We start from the raw sequence: 17845 nt of genomic DNA, 5'->3' as shown, positions 1-17845 counted from the left end.
GCATCCCCCTGTGTCATCGGGTGTTCTCTTCGAAGCCGGCGGCGTCGGCCGCGGTGCGTGCGATCCGTCCGGAGAGCACGAGCTCGGTGACGGCCTCGATCTCCGGTGAGACGAACCGGTCCGGGCCCGGGCCGTCGACGACGGTGCGGACGAGGGCGCGCACGGCGCCGGTCACGGCGCCCGGCTGGAGCGGCGCGCGGAGGTCGAGCGCACGGCATCCCGTCACGATCTCGATCGCGAGCACCCGTGCGAGCCCGTCGACGGCGCGGCGGAGCTTCCGCGCAGCCGCCCACCCCATCGAGACGTGGTCCTCCTGCATCGCGGAGGACGGGATGGAGTCGACGGATGCCGGGACGGCGAGCCGCTTGAGCTCCGAGACGATGCCGGCCGCGGCATACTGCGCGATCATGAGGCCCGAGTCGACGCCCGCCTCGTCGGCGAGGAACGGCGGCAGGCCGTGGCTGCGGGTGCGGTCGAGGGCCCGGTCGGTGCGGCGTTCGGAGATGGAGGCAACGTCGGCGACCGCGATCGCGAGGAAGTCGAGCACGTAGCCGACGGGCGCGCCGTGGAAGTTGCCGTTGGACTCCACCCGGCCGTCGTCGGTGAGGACGGGGTTGTCGACCGTGGATGCCAGCTCCCGCTCGGCGATCATCCGCGCGTGGTCGAGGGTGTCCCGCGCCGCGCCGTGCACCTGCGGCGTGCAGCGGAGGGAGTACGCATCCTGCACGCGGGTGCAGACCGCGGGGTCGCGGTGGCTCGCGACGATCGGCGACCCGGCGAGGAACGCACGCAGGTTCGCGGCCGACGCGGCCTGGCCGACCTGCGGGCGCAGGGCCATGAGGTCGGCGGCGAAGACGGCGTCGGTGCCCAGCTGGCTCTCGATCGACAGGGCGGCGGCGAGGTCGGCGGTGGCCAGGAGCACGTCGAGGTCGTGCACCGCGAGGAGCAGCATCCCCAGCATCCCGTCGGTGCCGTTGATGAGGGCGAGGCCTTCCTTCTCCTCCAGCACGAGCGGTGCGATGCCGGCGGCGGCGAGCGCGTCGGCCGCCGGGACCACGGCACCGGTCGCGTCGCGGACCTCGCCTTCCCCCATGGCGGCGAGCGCGACGTGCGAGAGGGGCGCGAGGTCGCCCGAGCAGCCGAGCGAGCCGTACTCGCGGACGATCGGGGTGATGCCGGCGTCGAGCATCGCCGCATACGTCTCCACGACGACCGGGCGCACTCCCGTACGGCCCGACGCGAGAGTCTGCAGGCGGAGGAGCTGGAGGGCGCGGATGACCTCGCGCTCGACCTCCGTGCCGGTGCCGGCCGCGTGCGATCGGATGAGGCTGGCCTGCAGCTGGCGGCGGCGCTCGGGGGCGATGAAGGTCGTCGCGAGCGCGCCGAAGCCGGTCGAGATGCCGTAATGCGGCTCGGGGTCGTCGGCGAGACGCTCGACGAGGGCGCGCGAGGTGGCCACCCGGGTGAGCGCGGCCTCATCCACGGCGATGCGGGCGTCGGCGCGAGCCACCGCGACCACGTCGGCGGGGGTGAGCGGCGCGCCCGGCCCGATGCGCACGCGCGGACTCGCCGTGCGGTGGGTGGCGGTCTCCGAGACGGGTGCGGCGGTCATGCTCTGATTCCACCCCCGCGGCGCCCACAGCGCCATGCTCCCGTGGCATCCTGTGTCTGTGATCCCAGACGTGACGCCGCACGCGAGGCCCCAGGTCCCGGCAGCCGACCAGACCCTGCGGGTGCTGACGTTCCTCGCGCGCCAGCGCGGACCGGTCGCGGCGCAGACCGTCGCGACGGCGCTGCGCATCCCCCGGTCCACCGTCTACCACCTGCTGCACGCGATGGCCGGGCACGGCTACGTCGTGCACCTCGAGGCGGAGCGGCGCTGGGGACTCGGCACCGCGGCCTTCGAGCTCGCGGGCGGCTACGCGCGGCAGGATCCGCTCGCCCGTCTCGGCCGCCCGCTCGTCGCCGGACTCGCCGACCGCGCCGGCGAGAGCGCGCACCTCGCGGTCATGACGGGGCGCGACGTGCTGTACATCGTGGAGGAGCGCGCGCCGCGCCGTCCCGCGCTCGTGACCGACGTCGGCGTGCGGCTCCCCGCGCACCTGACGGCCACGGGCCGCGCGATGCTGGCCCTCCTGCCCGCGGGGCAGGTGCGGGCGCTGTACCCGGATGCCGCGGCCTTCGCCGATCGCACCGGCCGCGGACCGCGGCGCCCGCGGGAGCTGCGCGATGTGCTCCGCGCCGTGCGGGCGGACGGCGTCGCCGAAGAGGACGGCGAGGTCACGCTGGGCCTCCGCTCGGTCGGCGTCGCGGTGCGCGATCACACGGGCTGGCCGGCGGCGGCCATCGCCGTCACGTGGCCGGGCGACGCGGATCGGGATGCCGCGGAGCTGGCGCAGCTCGCCCGCGACGCGGCGCGCGAGCTCGAGCGGCGGATCGGCGGCCGCTGACCGGGCGCTGCGTCCCCGCCGCCCTCAGCGCACGACGAGGCGCGGCCGGACGAGGACGTGGGCCTGCCCGGCCTCGAGGGCCCGGTTGCCGATGAGCGAGCCGCCGACGGTGAGCAGATCGAGCGTCCCGACTGCCACCTCCTCGGGCAGCTGCTCGATGCTCGACAGCCCCAGCGCCTCGGCCGCCGGCGTGTTGTCGAATCCGATGACGAGCAGGTCGGCGCGCTGGGCGCCGACGGCCGCGACGTGCGCACCGACCGCGAGCGAGTCGCTCACGCAGACGATCGCGTCGACGCCGTCCCGCTTCAGGAACGCGGTGGTCGCGGCGCGCGCCTTCGCGACGCTCTCCGGGACGGTCAGGCGCAGCGCGGCGAGTTCGGCATCGGTCGCGCCGCCGGCCCGCATCGCCTCCCGCCAGCCGCGCTCGCGGTCATCCCCCGTGCCCGACCCGGCCGGCCAGCCGAGGAAGGCGACCCGCCCTCCCGCATGCTGCCGCGCGTGCTCGGTCGCGGCGCGCGCCGGTCTCGCGTCGCCGCGCGGCCGAATACCAGGTCAAGGGGGTCCGGCCGTGACCGACACCGTCCAGCCCGCCGCCACGAGGATCGCGGCGGCCGAGCCCACCGCACCGACCGCGACGCGCCGCCGCCAGTGGACGAAGAAGGGCATCGCCGGGCAGGTGGTGCTGTACGGCCTGCTCGTCGTGCTCGCGCTCGTGTACATCTACCCGTTCCTCGTACAGGTCGCGACCTCGTTCAAGAGCGAGCAGGAGGCCGCGTCGAACCCGATCTCGCTGCTGCCGCAAACGTTCACCGTCGCCGCGTACGAGCGCCTGTTCCTCAACAGCGACTTCCCGCTGTGGTTCCTCAACTCGGCGGTCGTCACGCTGTTCGTGACGCTCGGCCGGGTGTTCTTCGTGTCGCTCGCGGGGTACGCGCTCGCGCGCCTCACCTTCCGCGGGCGAGGGCTCGTCTTCGCCCTCGTCGTGGGGGTGATGGCCGTCCCGAGCGTCGTGCTCCTCATCCCCCGGTTCCTCGTCCTGAATCAGGTGGGGCTGTACGACTCCTATGCGGGCATGATCCTCCCGCTCCTCGTGGACGCGGCGGGAGTGTTCATCATGAAGAACTTCTTCGAGTCGATCCCGGTGTCCGTCGAGGAGCAGGCGCGCATCGACGGGGCCGGCGCGTTCCGCGTGTTCTGGTCGGTCGTGCTGCCGATGGCCCGGCCCGCGCTCATCACGATCATCATCCTGTCGTTCCAGGGATCGTGGAACGAGCTGAACCACTTCATCGTCTCGACGCAGTCGCCGGAGCTCACGACCCTCACGAAGGGCGTCGCGAGCCTCGCCTCCGGACAGCTGAGCTCGGGCACGCAGTACCCGCTCAAGCTCGCCGCGGCCGCCATCATGACGATCCCGGTCGCCGTGATGTTCTTCGTCTTCCAGAAACGCATCATGACCACCGCCGAGGGGGCGGTCAAGGGATGACCGAGGGACTGCAGCCGTTCCTCTCCGACGGCATCGTCGCGCTGCGCGCTCCGACGCAGGTATGGTCGGGGCGGAGCGGCGAGATCGGCGCTCATGCGATCGACGGGCTCTATCACGGCGACACCCGGTTCGTGCGGGCGACCGCGCTCACCTACGGGCCGGCCGGTGCCGAGCCCGACATCGCCCCGGAGTGGATCTCCGTGGCGGAGCACAGCGCATCCGAGGTCTCCTTCGATGCCGTCCTCCGCGGGGTCGACGACGACTGGCCCGACCCCAAAGTGCGCCTGGAACGCGTGCGGACGGTCACCGACGGCGGCCTCGACGAGCGCCTCACCGTCAGCTCGCACCTGTCCGAGCCGGTCGAGCTGCGGCTGCGCCTCCGCCTCACACCCGACTTCGCGCCGCTCCAGGAGGTGAAGGCCGGCACGCCGCCGACCGCGACGTGGACGGCCACGCGCGGGTCGGACGCAGGCGCCATCGACATCGACGGCGGCGGAGCGCGCATGCGCGTCAGCGCGCCGGACGCCCGCGTGGCCGCCGACGCCGACGTCACGCTCGAGTGGATGCTGACCTGCCCGGCCCGCGGCGAGGTGCAGGTGACATGGTCGGCGACCCTGGACGACCCCTCGCTCGTCGTCCGCGGCGCGGCCGCACGCGCCCCGTGGGCGGACGCCGCGCCCGCGTCGGGCGCCGACCCGCGCCTCGCGCGGTGGGTGCGCCGCGCCCTCTCCGACCTCGACGCGCTGCGCCTCACACTGCCCGGGCACCCCGACGACGAGTTCCTCGCCGCCGGCACCCCGTGGTTCCTCACCCTGTTCGGCCGCGACTCGCTGTGGGCCGCCCGCCTCCTCCTCCCCGTCGACGTCGCGACGGCGGCATCCACCCTGCGCGTGCTCGCGCGCCTGCAGGGCACCGCCGCCGATCCGGACACGGCGGAGGAGCCCGGGAAGATCCTGCACGAGCTGCGCGCCGGAGAGCTGCGCATGCCCGGCGAGGGGATCGTCCTGCCCCCGCGGTACTACGGGACCGTCGACGCGACGCCGCTGTGGGTGTGCCTCCTCGGCGACGCGGCGGCCGCCGGGATGTCCGAGGACGAGGTGCGGGACCTGCTCCCGGCGCTGGAGGCCGCCCTCGGGTGGATGCGCGCCGGCGCGGGCGAGGACGGCTTCCTCGAGTATGTCGACGAGACCGGACGGGGCCTGTCCAACCAGGGCTGGAAGGACTCGGGCGACTCGATCCAGTGGCGCACCGGCGAGCTCGCCGAAGGACCCATCGCGCTCTGCGAAGTGCAGGGCTACGCCTATGAGGCCGCGTACGCGGGCGCCGATCTCCTCGAGCGGTTCGGACGCGACGGCGCGGACGACATCCGCCGCTGGGCCGATGCGCTGCGCGCCCGCTTCCAGGAGCGCTTCTGGGTCACGACCGACGAGGGCACCTATCCCGCGATCGCGCTGGACCGTGACGGTCGCGGCGTCGACACCCTCACCTCGAACATCGGGCATCTGCTCGGCACCGGCATCCTCGACCCTGAGCAGGAGACAGGCGTCGCGCGCCTGCTCGTCGGACCGACCATGAGCTCCGGGTTCGGACTGCGCACGATGTCGACCGGCGCCGCCGGCTACTGGCCCCTCAGCTATCACGGCGGCAGCGTGTGGGCCCACGACACCGCGATCGTCGCGCACGGCATGGCGCGCGCCGGGCTGCACGAGGATGCGGACATCCTCGTGGCAGGGCTCCTCGCCGCCGCGGAGGCGTTCGGGTTCCGGATGCCGGAGCTGCACGCCGGGGATCCGGCCGAGCGCACCCCGGCTCCGGCCCCCTACCCGGCCGCCTGCCGCCCGCAGGCCTGGTCGGCGGCCGCCGCGATCGCGTGCCTCGCGATCACGCAGCGCTGAACCTCCCCGCTCCCCGGCGTTGCGGTCCGCGTCGCCACGGGTGGAAACTGGGCGGAATCCCGACGCCTCCCGAAGGGTTCCCCCTCGTATGACGGAACTGTCGATCCTCGAGCAGCCGAGCTCCCGCACGCACAGCAGCGAAGGCAGGCGGCCCTCGATCGCCGCCCGCATCTCCGCGATGGGCCAGAACCGCATCGGCGCGCTCCTCCTCCTCGTCGCGACGGCCGCCGCCATCCTGTGGGCGAACCTGTCGACCGGGTCGTACGCCGCGTTCTGGGAGACGCACATGACGGTCGGGCTCGGCGACATCCAGCTCGACTTCACCCTGCACGCCCTCGTCAACGATGCGCTCATGGCCGTCTTCTTCTTCACCGTCGGGCTCGAAGTGCGTCGCGAGTTCGCGATCGGCGAGCTCACGAGCTGGTCCCGCGCCATGGTCCCGGTGATCGCGGCGATCGCGGGGCTCGCCCTGCCTGCGCTCCTGTTCGTCCTGATCGCCGCGCCGTCCGGTCACGCCGCCGCGTGGGGCGTCGTGATCTCCACCGACACCGCGTTCCTCGTCGGCGCGCTCGCCCTCATCGGCCCGCGGGTGCCCGGACGTCTGCGCGTCTTCCTCCTCGCCCTCGCCGTCGTCGACGACATCGGCGCGCTCAGCATCATCGCCCTCGTCTACACCGCGGACTTCACACCGGTCCCGCTCATCGTCGCCGCGGTCGGGCTCGCGGGCGTGTGGGCGACCCGATACCTCCGCAGCGGGCGCGGCCCGGTGTACGCGACCCTGGCGATCATCGTGTGGTTCGCGTTCCTGGCATCCGGTGTCCACCCGACGCTCGCGGGCGTCGCGATCGCCCTCCTCGTGCCGGTCTACCGGCCCGACCGCCGCGACGTCGAGCACGCGCTCGAGCTGGCCCGCACGTTCCGCCAGTCGCCGAGCTCCGAGTACGCGCGGGCCGCGGCCAACAGCCTCCGCGAATCCATCTCCATCAACGAGCGGCTGCAGTCGGCCTACGCGCCGTACGTCGCGTACGTCATCCTCCCCTTGTTCGCGCTGGCGAACGCCGGGGTGGTGCTGAGCCCCGAGATCCTCGCGGCCGCCGCGCAGTCCTCCCTCACCTGGGGCATCGTCATCGGTCTCGTCGTCGGCAAGCTCATCGGCGTCCTCGGGTCCACGAGCGTGTTGCGGCTCCTGCGCGTCGGCGAGTTCGGACCCGGCCTGACGCTGGACCGCATCGCCGGCGGCGGGGCGCTCTGCGGTATCGGCTTCACGATCTCGCTGTTCATCATCGACCTCGCGATCGACGATGCGGCGGCGCAGAACGAGGCCCGCGTCGGCGTCCTCGCCGCCTCCGTCATCGCCTTCGTCATCGCGACGATCGTGTTCCGCATCTCCGATGCCCTCCGGCCCGACCTGAACACGGGACAGACCCTCGTGCGTCCCGTCGACCCCGCCCGCGACCACGTGTGGGGCCCCGTCGACGCGCCGTACACGATCGTCGAGTACGGCGACTTCCAGTGCGGCTTCTGCCTCAAGGCATCCGGCTCCATCCAGGAGGTCCACGACGAGCTCGGCGACCGGCTGCGCTACGTGTGGCGGCACGCCCCGCTCGTCCAGCAGCACCCGAACGCGCTCGCCGGCGCGGAGGCGTCGGAGGCGGCCGCCATGCAGGGCCACTTCTTCGAGTTCGAGCGGGGCCTGTTCGCCGACCAGGACAACCAGCGCCCCACCGACATCATCCGGCTGGCCCAGACGCTCGGCCTCGACGTCGCGAAGTTCGAGCGCGACCTCGTCTCCCCCGAGGTCGCCTCGCGCGTCCGCGACGACATGTTCGATGCCGAGGCCATGTCCATCACGTCCGTCCCCACGTTCTTCGTGAACGGACGTCGCCACACCGGTCCCTACGACGCCCAGTCGCTCATCCGCGCGCTCCAGGCGACCGCCGACGACGGCCCCGACGTGTCCACGGTTCACTAGCCTGTCTGCCATGGATGCTGAGAAGAACACGGTGATGTCACCGACGCTCACCGATGCCCAGTGGGCGCGGCTCGCCGGCGCCGGCACCCCGCAGGACGTGGAGCCCGGCGACGTCGCCTTCCATGCGGGCGAGTCGGACTACGACCTCATCCTCATCGAGTCCGGCGCGGTCGACATCGTCCGCGACGCGCTGCGCTGGATCGGCGAGGCCGTCATCACGACGATGGGCCCCCGCACGTTCGCCGGGGAGCTCGGCATCCTCAACGGCCAGAGCGCGTTCCTCACGGCCCGCGTCACGAAGGCGGGCCGTGTCATCCGCGTGTCGCGCGCGCAGCTCCGCGAGGTCATGAACGAGGACGACGACCTCTGCGACCTGATCCTGCACGCGCTGTGGGCGCGCCGCGAGTCGCTGCGGAGCGGCCCCGCGGCCATGACGCTGAAGTTCGTCGGGTCCACGGCCTCGAGCGAGTTCCTCGCCCTCCGCAGGTTCGCCGAGCGCCTCGACCTCGTGCACGCCGCCGTCGCCCTCCCGCCGGGCGAGCTCGGCACGCTCGCGGGCCACGACCTGACCGTCGCCGACCTGCCGGTCGCCTTCATCCAGGGCGAGCCGATCCGTCGCGCGACGCCCGGTATCGTCGCCGAGCAGCTGGGTCTCAGCTATCAGGCCCAGGCCGATGAGGTCGTCGACCTCGTCGTCGTCGGCGGTGGTCCGGCGGGCCTCGCCGCGGCGATCTACGGCGCATCCGAGGGGCTGAGCACGGTGCTCCTGGATGCCGTCGCCCCGGGCGGGCAGGCTGCGTCGACGTCGCGCATCGAGAACTTCCTCGGGTTCCCGTTCGGCGTGAGCGGCGCCGATCTCATCGGGCAGGCGACGCTGCAGGCGCTCAAGTTCGGCGTCCGCGTCTACGCGCCGTGCGAGGCCACCGCGCTCGAGCCGGTCGGCCGTGACCTCGACGTCACCCTCTCCGACGGCCGCATCATCCGCGCGCGGAGCGCGATCATCACCTCCGGCGCCGCCTACCGCAGCCTCGATCTGGAGCGCTGGGAGGACTTCGAGCGCGCCGGCATCTACTACGCCGCCACGCCGCTCGAGCTGCGCCAGGTGGCGGGCTCCCCCGTCGTGGTCGTCGGCGGGGCGAACTCCGCGGGGCAGGCCGCGCTCTACCTCGCGGCGAACGGCTGCGCCGTCGACCTCGTGGTCCGCGGCACCGACCTCCGCACGCGGATGTCGTCCTACCTGGCCGATCGGCTCGGCGAGGAGCCGCGCGTCCGCGTCCACACCGGCGCGAACGTCGTGGGACTGGACGGGACGGAGTCGCTCGAGTCGGTGCGGATCGACAGCGTCGGCGATGTCTCGGCTCGCGGGCTCTTCTGCTTCATCGGCGCCGACCCGGCGACATCCTGGCTCCCGACCCTCGACCGCGACGCGGAGGGATTCATCCGCACCGGCACCGACATCGCCGTGCAGTCGCTGGAGCGCTGGCAGAGCCTCGGCCGCGAGCCGTTCCCGTTCGAGACCTCGACGCCGCGCGTGTTCGCCGCCGGTGACGTGCGGCGCGGGTCGATGAAGCGCGTCGCCGCCGCCGTCGGCGAAGGCTCGAGCGCCGTGGCATCCGTGCACCGCGCCCTGGCCGTCTGACACAGCCGTCCCGTTCCGGAAGGAAACCATGACCGAGGGCTTCAACACGACCGTGCCGCCGTCCGGGACGGGCTGCGCCGAATGCGACGACGTCGACGGCTGGTGGGTGCACCTGCGACGGTGTGCGCAGTGCGGTCACATCGGATGCTGCGACATGTCGCTCGGCCGTCACGCGACCGCGCACTTCGCCGCCACGGGACACCGGTACATGCAGAGCTTCGAGCCCGGCGAGGACTGGTTCTGGGACTACGTCGACGGCGAGACCGTCGACGGCCCCGCGCTCGCCCCGCCGCTCAGCCGCCCCGAGACGCAGCCCTCGCCCGGGCCGCGCGGACGGGTCCCGTACGACTGGCGGGCGATCCTCGAGCGGGGCTGACGCGCGTCAGTCGACTTTCGTGACCGTCCCGCCGGTGAGGCGCACGAGCTCGTCGAAGGTCAGCGGGAACACCGTGTGCGGGGTGCCGCCGGCCGCCCAGATCTCCGGGTAGGCGGAGAGGTCCTCGTCGACGATCGTCGTGAGCGCCGCCGGGTGCCCGGTCGGCGCGACGCCGCCGATCGCCTGTCCGGTGGCTTCGCGCACCTGCTCGACGCTCGCGCGGGCGATCGTGCCGCGGCCGAGCCGCTCCGCGAGCGCGCGGGTGTCGACGCGGTGCGCGCCGCTCGTCATGACGAGGAGGGGTCCGCCGTCCGACCAGAACACGAGGCTGTTGGCGATCGCGCCCACCTCGACGCCCAGCGCGGCGGCGGCGAGCGGCGCCGTCGAGGCGGCATCCGGCAGCACGACGATCTCGCCGGCGATGCCCGCGGCGCGCAGCGCATCGTGGACGAGCCGGCTGCGGGTCGGGAGGTGCGCGGCGGTCATGCGGTGACCGCCGCGTCGACGGGACGGAGGGCGATCTGGCGCATGCGATCAGCCTAGAGCCCGTGACGTTCCGGCTCGGCTGAGGCACAATGGATGCGGATGCCGCAACGCCGCGGCCTCCGCAGCGCAGAGCCCACAAGGCCGCCGAAGAAGGAACGCGATGACGCACACCCTGCCCTTGCCCGATTTCTCCCACGAACGCGTGGAGGTGATCACGGGTCGACGCAGTGGCCTGGTGATCATCGTCGCGCTGCACTCCTCCGTCCTGGGCTCCGCGCTCGGCGGGGCCCGCCTGTGGACGTACCCGCACTACAGCGACGCGATCGGCGACGCCCTCCGCCTGTCCGCGGCCATGACGTTGAAGAACGCGGCCGCGGGGCTGGATGCCGGTGGCGGCAAGGCCGTCATCTGCCTGCCGCCCGACACGGTCCTCGACGCGGCGCGCCGCCGCGCCGCGTTCCTCGACCTCGGCGACGCCGTCGAGTCGTTCGGGGGCCTCTACCGCACGGCCGAGGACGTCGGCTCGACGACGGACGACATGCTCGTCGTCAGCGAGCGCACCGAGCACGTCGTCGGGCTCCCCGACGCCGTCGGCGGATCCGGCGAGCCCGCCGGCCCCACGAGCCTCGGCGTGTACGAGGCGCTGCGCGCGACCCTCGAGCGCGTCACGGGATCGCCCGACCCCGCCGGCCGCCGCATCACGATCTCCGGCCTCGGCCAGGTCGGCAGCCGCCTCGCCGTGCGCCTCTCGACGGAGGGCGCCGTGCTGACCGTCACCGACGTGAACCCGCTCAAGCGCGACCTCGCCGTCGAGCTCGGCGCCCAGTGGGCGGAGCCCGGGACCGAGCACCACGTCCCGGCCGACGTCTTCGTGCCCGCCGGCATCGGCGGTCTCCTCACCGACGAGGTCATCGACGCCCTCGACGCGAAGGCCGTGTGCGGTCCGGCGAACAACCCGCTCGCCGAGCACGCCGGCGCCGAGCGCCTCGCCGCGCGCGGCATCCTGTACGCACCCGACTTCGTCGTCAACGCCGGCGGCGTGCTGTACCTCGACCTCGTCGCGAAGCAGCTCGCGTCGCGGGACGAGATCATGGCGCGCGTCGCGGGCATCGGCGACACGGTGCGGCGGATCTTCCACGACGCGGACGCCCGCGGCATCACGCCGCTCTCGGCCGCGGAGTCCCTTGCCGCGCAGCGGCTCGGCACCGACACGCGCGAGCCGGCGCACGCGCACTGACCTACTGGGGACAGCGCAGGGCGGTGGTCGGGGGGCCGCCGCCCTGCGCGCTACGCCCCCGCGCGGCGGACCCCGCCGCGGGGACCCGGTGCCGCTCGTGCGATCTGCAGGACCGGGTGTGACCTATGCGGCTCACGAGGCTCATGCGCCCCGTCCGTCACACCGCGTCCTGCAGTTTGCGCCGTGAACCCGGACCGACAATCGGCCCCTGCCAGCAGTGCCGCTCGCTCCGGCCGCTCTCAGCGCCGCTCTGCTCGCCGGCTCACGCCGGCGCCGGCGCGGGCCGCGGCACGCGGGCCGCGAGTGCCAGCATCCCCCCGGCGGCCACGACCGCCACCGTCACCCACACGAGCACCCGATAGTCGACGCTCGCGATGAGCGCCGCGCCGAGGATCGAGACGAGCGTCTGCGGCAGGTTGATCGCGACGTTGCCGGCGGCCGCCGCACGCCCCTGCAGGTCGTGCGGCGTGAGGCGCTGGCGGAGCGTCGCGAAGGCGACGACGGTGAGCGGGATGCCGAATCCCATCACCGCCATCCCGCCCGCCGCGACGGCGAGCGACCCGAACACGAGCGGGATCGACCCGATCGCGAGCAGCCCCATCCCGAGCGCCGCCGTGCGCGGCTCGCCGAGGGCGCGCACGAACCGGGCCGACAGGATGCCGCCGACGAGCGCCCCGGCACCCTGCACCGGCACGAGCCAGCCGAGGGCGGCGGCCGGTGCGCCCATCCCGTCCAGGACGGGGAAGACCAGCACGTTGAGGAGCCCCGTCGCCCCGAAGGCGATCGCGATCGAGAGGGTCACCCACCGGAGCGGCCGTACGAGCGCGAGGTGCTCGAACCCGGCGACGAGCTCGCGCAGGTAGCCGCGCGACGCGCCGCGCTCCCCCGACGCGTCGGGCACGGGCAGCCCCAGCAGGATCACGGCGGTGACGGCGAAGCACGCGGCGGTGAGCACGACGACGGCGTGCGGGCCGAGACCCACGTACAGGACGGTGCCGATGAGCGGCGACAGCAGCCGCAGGCCGTTGTCGATCGTCGACAGGGCGCCGTTGCCCGATGCGAGCTGCTCGTCGCGCAGCATCCCGCGGATGATCCCGGACTGGGCGGCGGCGGTGAGGTAGCCGCACGAGCCGTAGAGCAGGATCACGACGTACGACACCCAGACGGTGTCGGCATCCGTCATGAACCACAGGCTCAGCACGACCGGCACCATGAGGACGTTCGCGAGGATCAGCAGACGCTTCCGGGAGAAGCGGTCGGCGAGCATGCCGAGGAACGGGGCGAGGACGGCCGGGATGCCGAGGCTCACGAACACGAACGCGGCGGCGACGTCGGATCTGGTCAGGTCCTTCACCCAGACCGCGACCATCAGGTACAGCGCGCTGTCGCCGAGGTTCGTGAACACCCAGGCGGTGGCGAGGCGCCGGAACCCGGGCGCCGTCCACGCCGACACCGACGTGGTCACGCGCCCTCCGCGGGATCGGCGTGGGCCACGGCCAGCATCCGCGCGTAGCGGGCGCCCGGCGGGCGGAGGGACGGGTCGGCCGACCGGCCGGCGAACCGCTCGGTGATCTGCTGCAGGTCGCGGCTGAGCTCCGCGAGCTCCTCCGCGGTCGCCCAGAACGTGCTGCGCGTCATGGTCGACGCCTGCAGCCATTCGTCGGTCTCGGACGGCATCGCCGCGATGAACGCCCGCGTCCGCTCCGCGTCGAGCTCGAGCCCGGTCAGCGCGATCTGCTGCAGGGCGCTCAGCGACGCGGGCTGCGCGGGATCCGGCCGCATGTCCCACGACGGCGCGGCCAGCCGCCACGGCTTCTCGCGGCCGCGTGCGGGCGCCCGCTCGATGAAGCCGTACTTCTCGAGGGTGCGGAGATGGAAGGAGCAGCTCGCTGGCGACTCCCCCACGCGCGCCGCGCATTCGGATGCCGTGAGCTCATGGTCGTTGAGCAGGTCGAACAGCCGCACCCGGAGTGGGTGCGCGAGCGCCCGAAGGCGCGACGGATCGGTGACGCGCTGCAACGACTGCTCCGGCATGCGGTGAGCGTACGCTGTGAAAGATATCTTGCGCAAGAGTTCTTTCATAGACCTTCTCACCGACGCCTCCGGGCGGATGTGAGCGGAGTGTTCGCGCCGTGCAACACCGCGAACGGCCGCCGGAAACGCACACGAGAGATGCTGAAGCCCACTCACTCGGATGCGTCACCGATCTGGAGGCCCAGATGTCCTACGTCAAGCCCGCTCAACTTGTGACCCGCATGGTGGATGCCGGCGAGTCCAAAGTCTTCATGTCCACCCGCGACACCCTCATCCGCTCCGTCATGGGCGGCGCGATCCTCGCGCTGGCCGCCGCGTTCGCGGTCACGGTCTCAGTGCAGACCGGCCAGCCGCTGCTCGGGGCCGTGCTCTTCCCGGTCGGATTCGTCCTGCTCTACCTGCTCGGTTTCGATCTGCTCACCGGCGTCTTCACCCTCGCGCCGCTCGCCTGGGTGGACAAGCGCCCCGGCGTCACGATCGGCGGCGTGCTCCGCAACTGGGGGCTCGTGTTCCTCGGCAACTTCGGCGGCGCGTTCCTCGTCGCCATCCTCATGGCGATCTACTTCACCTACGGCTTCTCCACCGAGCCCAGCCCCGTCGGCCAGGCGATCGGCGAGATCGGCCACGGCCGCACGATCGGCTACGCCGACCACGGCGCCGCCGGCATGCTGACCCTCTTCATCCGCGGCGTCCTCTGCAACTGGATGGTGTCCACCGGCGTCGTGGCCGCGATGATGTCCGACAGCGTCGCGGGCAAGGTCATCGGCATGTGGCTGCCGATCATGCTCTTCTTCTACATGGGCTTCGAGCACTCGATCGTCAACATGTTCCTGTTCCCGTCGGGGCTGCTCCTGGGCGCCGACTTCACGCTGTGGGACTACCTCCTCTGGAACGAGATCCCGACCGTCATCGGCAACCTCGTGGGCGGCCTCACGTTCGTCGCCGCGACGATGTACGCCACGCACGGGCGCACGGCCCCCGCGCGGATCCCGACGGTGCGGGTCCGGCGCCCGAAGGCGGCGGCTGCCCCGGCCGTCGCGCCCGTGGCCCCAGAGCTCGTCTCGCAGCCCTGACCCCCCGGAAACGCGCCCCCGCCGACTCGTCGGCGGGGGCGTTCCCGTGTGCTGGGGGCGGCTGCCGGGCTCAGGCGATCACAGCAGCACGGGCGCAACGGCACATCCGCCGGGGCCACGGACCTCGGCTCTCAGACCCGGGGTCTCAGACCCGGCCGGACTCCCGCAGGGCCGCCGCGAACCGGTCCGCCACGATGCGCGCGATGCGCGGATCGGCGCCGAGCGGTGCGGTCGTGAGGTCGGCGCCCGCGGCACGCACGACGTCCGCGAAGTGCCCCGGGGCCAGGACGTAACTCAGGCACACGACCCGCGCGGCGCCGTCCGATCGGGCCTGCGTGACGGCGTCGGCGATCCGGGGTGTCGCGCCGGCGGCGAAGCCGACCGACACCGGCACCGAGACGTGCCTCCGCAGGTCGGCGGCGGTCGCCTCGACGTCCACGGCGGCGACGGCCTCGGACGACCCGGCGGCGGCGAGCACGAGATGGTCGCCGGGCCGCAGGCCCTCCGGGCCGAGGGTCTCGGCGAGACGCGCGACCAGAACCTCCGACATGAGCGGATGCGGGCCGAGCGGCGCCGTCTGGACGGCATCCGCACGTGTGCCCACGGCCCGCGCGATGTCGACCTTCGTGTGATAGCCGCGGGAGAGGAGGAGCGGCACGACGACCAGCGGGCCCGTGACGCCGGCGACGACGCCGCCGATCTCCGGCTCCTCGACGTCGACGAACGCGGGGCGGACATCGACGTCGGGCAGCTCGGCGCGGACGGCCTCGACGATCGCGGCGACGACCTGGCGCCCCACGGGTGAGCGGGTGCCGTGCGAACAGGCGACGAGCGTCGTCATCCGTCGCCCCGCACGTTCAGGCGGTAGCCGCGCTTGACGACGGTCTTGATGACATCCGGGGCGCCAAGGGCCTCGCGCACCCGCGCGACCGCCATCTCGACGGCGTGCGTGCTGGGCGCCGAGCGGGAGAGCGAGCTCTGCAGCCGCTCGCGGGGCACGACGCTGCCGGCCGCGTCGAACAGCATCCCGAGCAGCTCGACGCCCGAGCGCGACAGCGGCACGAAGCGCTCGTCGAGCACCGCTCCCCCGCTGCGCAGCTCGAGCCGGCCGCCGACGGTCTCGTGGATGGGGGCGCCGCCGCCGCCGAAGTGTCCGACGACGCAGCGGACGAGCGAGCCGAGGCGGCCGCGCTCGGCGATCGTCGTGCGCAGCCCGGCATCCTGCAGCGGACCGGCCGTGATCGGTCCGACGGCCGCGACGAGCAGCCGGCCGGTCTGCGAGCGGCGCGCGATGGCGTCGAGCGCACCGTCGCGCTCCGCCTCGGCGAGCCACTGCGACGCTCCGGGCGCCGAGGTGAACAGGACCGCGTCGACCTCGCCGGACGCGGTCTGCGCGACCGAGCGGCGCACGGCATCCGGGTCGGCGGGCGGGCCCCACCGGTAGACGGTCATGCTGACCACGTCGGCGCCGTGGCCGGCGAAGAGCTCGTCGAGGCCGTCCGCGCCCGAGCCGTGGTGCTGCACGGCGATACGCCGACCCGCGATGCCCTGCGCGACGAGGTACTCGCCGAGCTCCGCGGAGGTCTCCGACTCGGCGACCCAGTCCGCCGTGAGCCCGGCCTGCTGGATCGCGCCCCGCGCCTTCGGTCCGCGTGCGACGATCTGGGCGCCCTCGAGCGCCTCGGTCAGGCCGGTCACGAGGTCGGCCTCGATGGCCGCCTCGATCCAGCCGCGGAACCCGATGCCCGTCGACACGACCACGATGTCCGGCGGGTCGGCGATGAGCTCGCGGGTCCGTTCGAGGAGTGCCGCGTCGTCGATGTGCGGCACGATCGTGAGCGCGGGCGCCGCGCGCACCTGCGCGCCGTGTCGCTCCAGCGCGGCAGCGAGTTCGCCCGAACGCCGATCCACGGCGATGACGATCGTGCAGCCCTGCAGCGCCGCCGACAGCGGCTCGCGTTCGGTCACCGGGTCGCTTCTCCGATCCACGCAGGGGCGGGGAGCAGGAACCCAGCCCGCGCGACGTCGCCCACGACGATCACGGCGGGGTTGCGCACCCCGACGGCGCGGGCCTCGTCGGCGGCGCGCCCGAGGGTCGTGTGGGTCGTCCGCTGGCTCGGCGTGTGCCCGTTCTCGACGATCGCGACGGGCCGATCGTCTGCGACGCCCGCCCGCCGCGCGGCCTCCGCGATCCGCGGGAGGGCGCGTACGCCCATCAGGATGACGGTGGTCACGGCGTCGTCTGCGAGGGCGGCGAGGGTCGCGGGCGTCACGTCGGCCTGGCCGTTGACGACGTGGAACGCCATCGCGGTCCCGCGATGGGTGACCGGGATGCCGGCGGCCTGCGGCACCGAGATCGCACTGCTCGTGCCGGGGACGACGTCGACGGGGATGCCGGCGGCGACGCACGCGAGGACCTCCTCGCCGCCGCGGCCGAAGACGAACGGGTCGCCGCCCTTGAGCCGGACGACGCGCTTGCCCGCGCGGGCGTGCGTGATGAGGAGTTCGTTGATCTCCTCCTGCGGCACGGGATGGGAGCCCGGCTCCTTGCCGACGTCGATGCGGAGCACGTCCGCGGGGAGCTCGGCGAGCAGCTCGGCGGCGGGACCGAGCCGGTCGGCGACGATGACGTCGGCCTCGGCGATGAGGCGCCGGGCGCGCACCGTCAGGAGGTCGACGGGGCCGGGGCCGCCGCCGACGAGGTCGACGCGGCCGGGCGCGCCGCTGCGCCGCCGCCGCAGCGGCAGGGCTCCACCGGCGAACAGCAGCGCGATGGCGTCGCGCACCGAGGCGGAGCGCCGCGGGTCGACGCCGGCGTCGGAGACGACGCCGACGATGACGTCGCCCGAGGTGGTCTGCGCGGTGAGCCGCGCGCTGCCGTGCGCGCCGTCGGACGCGTTGACGCACAGCACGCGGCGGCGCTCGGCGGCCGCGGCGACGGCCACGTCGACCCGGAGATCACCGGTCGCGGTGTGCACGAGCCACGCGCCGGCGAGGTCGGCGCGCCGGAACCGGCGGGCCGACCAGACGAGGCCGTGCGCCTCGACGAGGGCGCGCGTCTCCGGCGCGAGCTCGGGGGCGACGATGCGCACCCGCGCCCCGTCGGCGAGGAAGCGCGGCAGACGGCGGGCCGTGACGGGACCGCCGCCGACCATGAGGACGTCGCGGCCGGCGAGGGAGACTCCGAGCATCGTGGTCAT

At 73.6% G+C, this 17845-nt stretch carries 16 protein-coding genes; 8 read left to right on the top strand and 8 right to left on the bottom strand.

The annotated features are described in order from the left end of the window. Nucleotides 1-13: 13 nt before the first annotated feature. On the bottom strand, nt 14-1612 hold the full coding sequence (gene hutH / locus QZL85_RS00890) for a histidine ammonia-lyase (protein WP_295572469.1): 1599 nt from the start codon (nt 1610-1612) through the stop codon (nt 14-16). Nucleotides 1613-1646: 34 nt separating this feature from the next. Here hutH and QZL85_RS00885 point away from each other — a divergent pair, with 34 nt between their 5' ends. Beyond that, nucleotides 1647-2450, top strand: a complete 804-nt coding sequence (locus QZL85_RS00885) for an IclR family transcriptional regulator (protein ID WP_295572466.1) — start codon at nt 1647-1649, stop codon at nt 2448-2450. 24 nt (nt 2451-2474) lie between these two features. On the opposite strand, the gene QZL85_RS00880 is transcribed toward QZL85_RS00885, so the two are convergent. Continuing rightward, nucleotides 2475-2996 carry a substrate-binding domain-containing protein gene (locus QZL85_RS00880; RefSeq protein WP_295573888.1) on the bottom strand — a complete coding sequence of 174 codons (522 nt, stop codon included), beginning with the start codon at nt 2994-2996 and terminating at the stop codon, nt 2475-2477. A 118-nt stretch (nt 2997-3114) separates the two neighbouring features. Here QZL85_RS00880 and QZL85_RS00875 point away from each other — a divergent pair, with 118 nt between their 5' ends. The 5 genes from QZL85_RS00875 (at nt 3115) to QZL85_RS00855 (ending at nt 9815) form a co-directional block, all read left to right on the top strand. Further along, complete coding sequence (locus tag QZL85_RS00875; RefSeq protein WP_295573885.1) at nt 3115-3933, top strand: carbohydrate ABC transporter permease; 819 nt, start codon at nt 3115-3117, stop codon at nt 3931-3933. Next, nucleotides 3930-5828: a glycogen debranching N-terminal domain-containing protein gene (locus QZL85_RS00870; protein ID WP_295572464.1), complete on the top strand. Its 1899-nt coding sequence runs from the start codon at nt 3930-3932 to the stop codon at nt 5826-5828. The genes QZL85_RS00875 and QZL85_RS00870 overlap by 4 nt, the downstream gene beginning before the upstream one ends. A gap of 88 nt (nt 5829-5916) precedes the next feature. Next, nucleotides 5917-7800, top strand: a complete 1884-nt coding sequence (gene nhaA / locus QZL85_RS00865) for a Na+/H+ antiporter NhaA (RefSeq protein ID WP_295572462.1) — start codon at nt 5917-5919, stop codon at nt 7798-7800. Between the two features lie 10 nt (nt 7801-7810). Next, on the top strand, nt 7811-9439 hold the full coding sequence (locus tag QZL85_RS00860; RefSeq protein ID WP_295572460.1) for a cyclic nucleotide-binding domain-containing thioredoxin-disulfide reductase: 1629 nt from the start codon (nt 7811-7813) through the stop codon (nt 9437-9439). Nucleotides 9440-9467: 28 nt separating this feature from the next. Further along, nucleotides 9468-9815, top strand: coding sequence for a UBP-type zinc finger domain-containing protein (locus QZL85_RS00855; protein ID WP_295572458.1), 348 nt, complete (start codon nt 9468-9470; stop codon nt 9813-9815). Between the two features lie 6 nt (nt 9816-9821). Here QZL85_RS00855 and QZL85_RS00850 read toward each other — a convergent pair whose 3' ends face one another. Continuing rightward, nucleotides 9822-10301 (bottom strand): YbaK/EbsC family protein, encoded by a 480-nt coding sequence (locus QZL85_RS00850; protein WP_295572455.1) that lies wholly within the window; start codon nt 10299-10301, stop codon nt 9822-9824. 160 nt (nt 10302-10461) lie between these two features. Here QZL85_RS00850 and QZL85_RS00845 point away from each other — a divergent pair, with 160 nt between their 5' ends. Then, nucleotides 10462-11538: a Glu/Leu/Phe/Val dehydrogenase family protein gene (locus tag QZL85_RS00845; protein ID WP_295572453.1), complete on the top strand. Its 1077-nt coding sequence runs from the start codon at nt 10462-10464 to the stop codon at nt 11536-11538. A gap of 262 nt (nt 11539-11800) precedes the next feature. On the opposite strand, the gene QZL85_RS00840 is transcribed toward QZL85_RS00845, so the two are convergent. Then, on the bottom strand, nt 11801-13003 hold the full coding sequence (locus QZL85_RS00840) for an MFS transporter (RefSeq protein ID WP_295572451.1): 1203 nt from the start codon (nt 13001-13003) through the stop codon (nt 11801-11803). Then, the gene (locus QZL85_RS00835) at nt 13000-13572 is read right to left on the bottom strand and encodes a winged helix-turn-helix domain-containing protein (RefSeq protein ID WP_295572448.1); all 573 of its coding nucleotides are present in this window, start codon (nt 13570-13572) and stop codon (nt 13000-13002) included. The genes QZL85_RS00840 and QZL85_RS00835 overlap by 4 nt, the downstream gene beginning before the upstream one ends. A gap of 185 nt (nt 13573-13757) precedes the next feature. Here QZL85_RS00835 and QZL85_RS00830 point away from each other — a divergent pair, with 185 nt between their 5' ends. Continuing rightward, nucleotides 13758-14645 carry a formate/nitrite transporter family protein gene (locus QZL85_RS00830; protein WP_295572446.1) on the top strand — a complete coding sequence of 296 codons (888 nt, stop codon included), beginning with the start codon at nt 13758-13760 and terminating at the stop codon, nt 14643-14645. A gap of 145 nt (nt 14646-14790) precedes the next feature. Here the strand turns inward: QZL85_RS00830 and QZL85_RS00825 are convergent, their stop codons facing one another. The 3 genes from QZL85_RS00825 to cobA are packed head-to-tail and all read right to left on the bottom strand — an operon-like array spanning nt 14791 to nt 17845. After that, nucleotides 14791-15486, bottom strand: coding sequence for a sirohydrochlorin chelatase (locus tag QZL85_RS00825; protein ID WP_295572444.1), 696 nt, complete (start codon nt 15484-15486; stop codon nt 14791-14793). Further along, nucleotides 15483-16613, bottom strand: coding sequence for a uroporphyrinogen-III synthase (locus tag QZL85_RS00820; RefSeq protein WP_295572442.1), 1131 nt, complete (start codon nt 16611-16613; stop codon nt 15483-15485). The genes QZL85_RS00825 and QZL85_RS00820 overlap by 4 nt, the downstream gene beginning before the upstream one ends. Continuing rightward, a complete protein-coding gene (cobA, locus tag QZL85_RS00815; RefSeq protein WP_295572440.1) occupies nt 16610-17845 on the bottom strand; it encodes a uroporphyrinogen-III C-methyltransferase in 1236 nt (411 codons plus the stop codon). Before cobA ends, QZL85_RS00820 begins: the two co-directional genes overlap by 4 nt.

The sequence above is a fragment of the uncultured Microbacterium sp. genome, assembly GCF_900078385.1.
Classification (GTDB): domain Bacteria; phylum Actinomycetota; class Actinomycetes; order Actinomycetales; family Microbacteriaceae; genus Microbacterium.
This window is presented reverse-complemented; position numbering and strand designations above follow the sequence as displayed.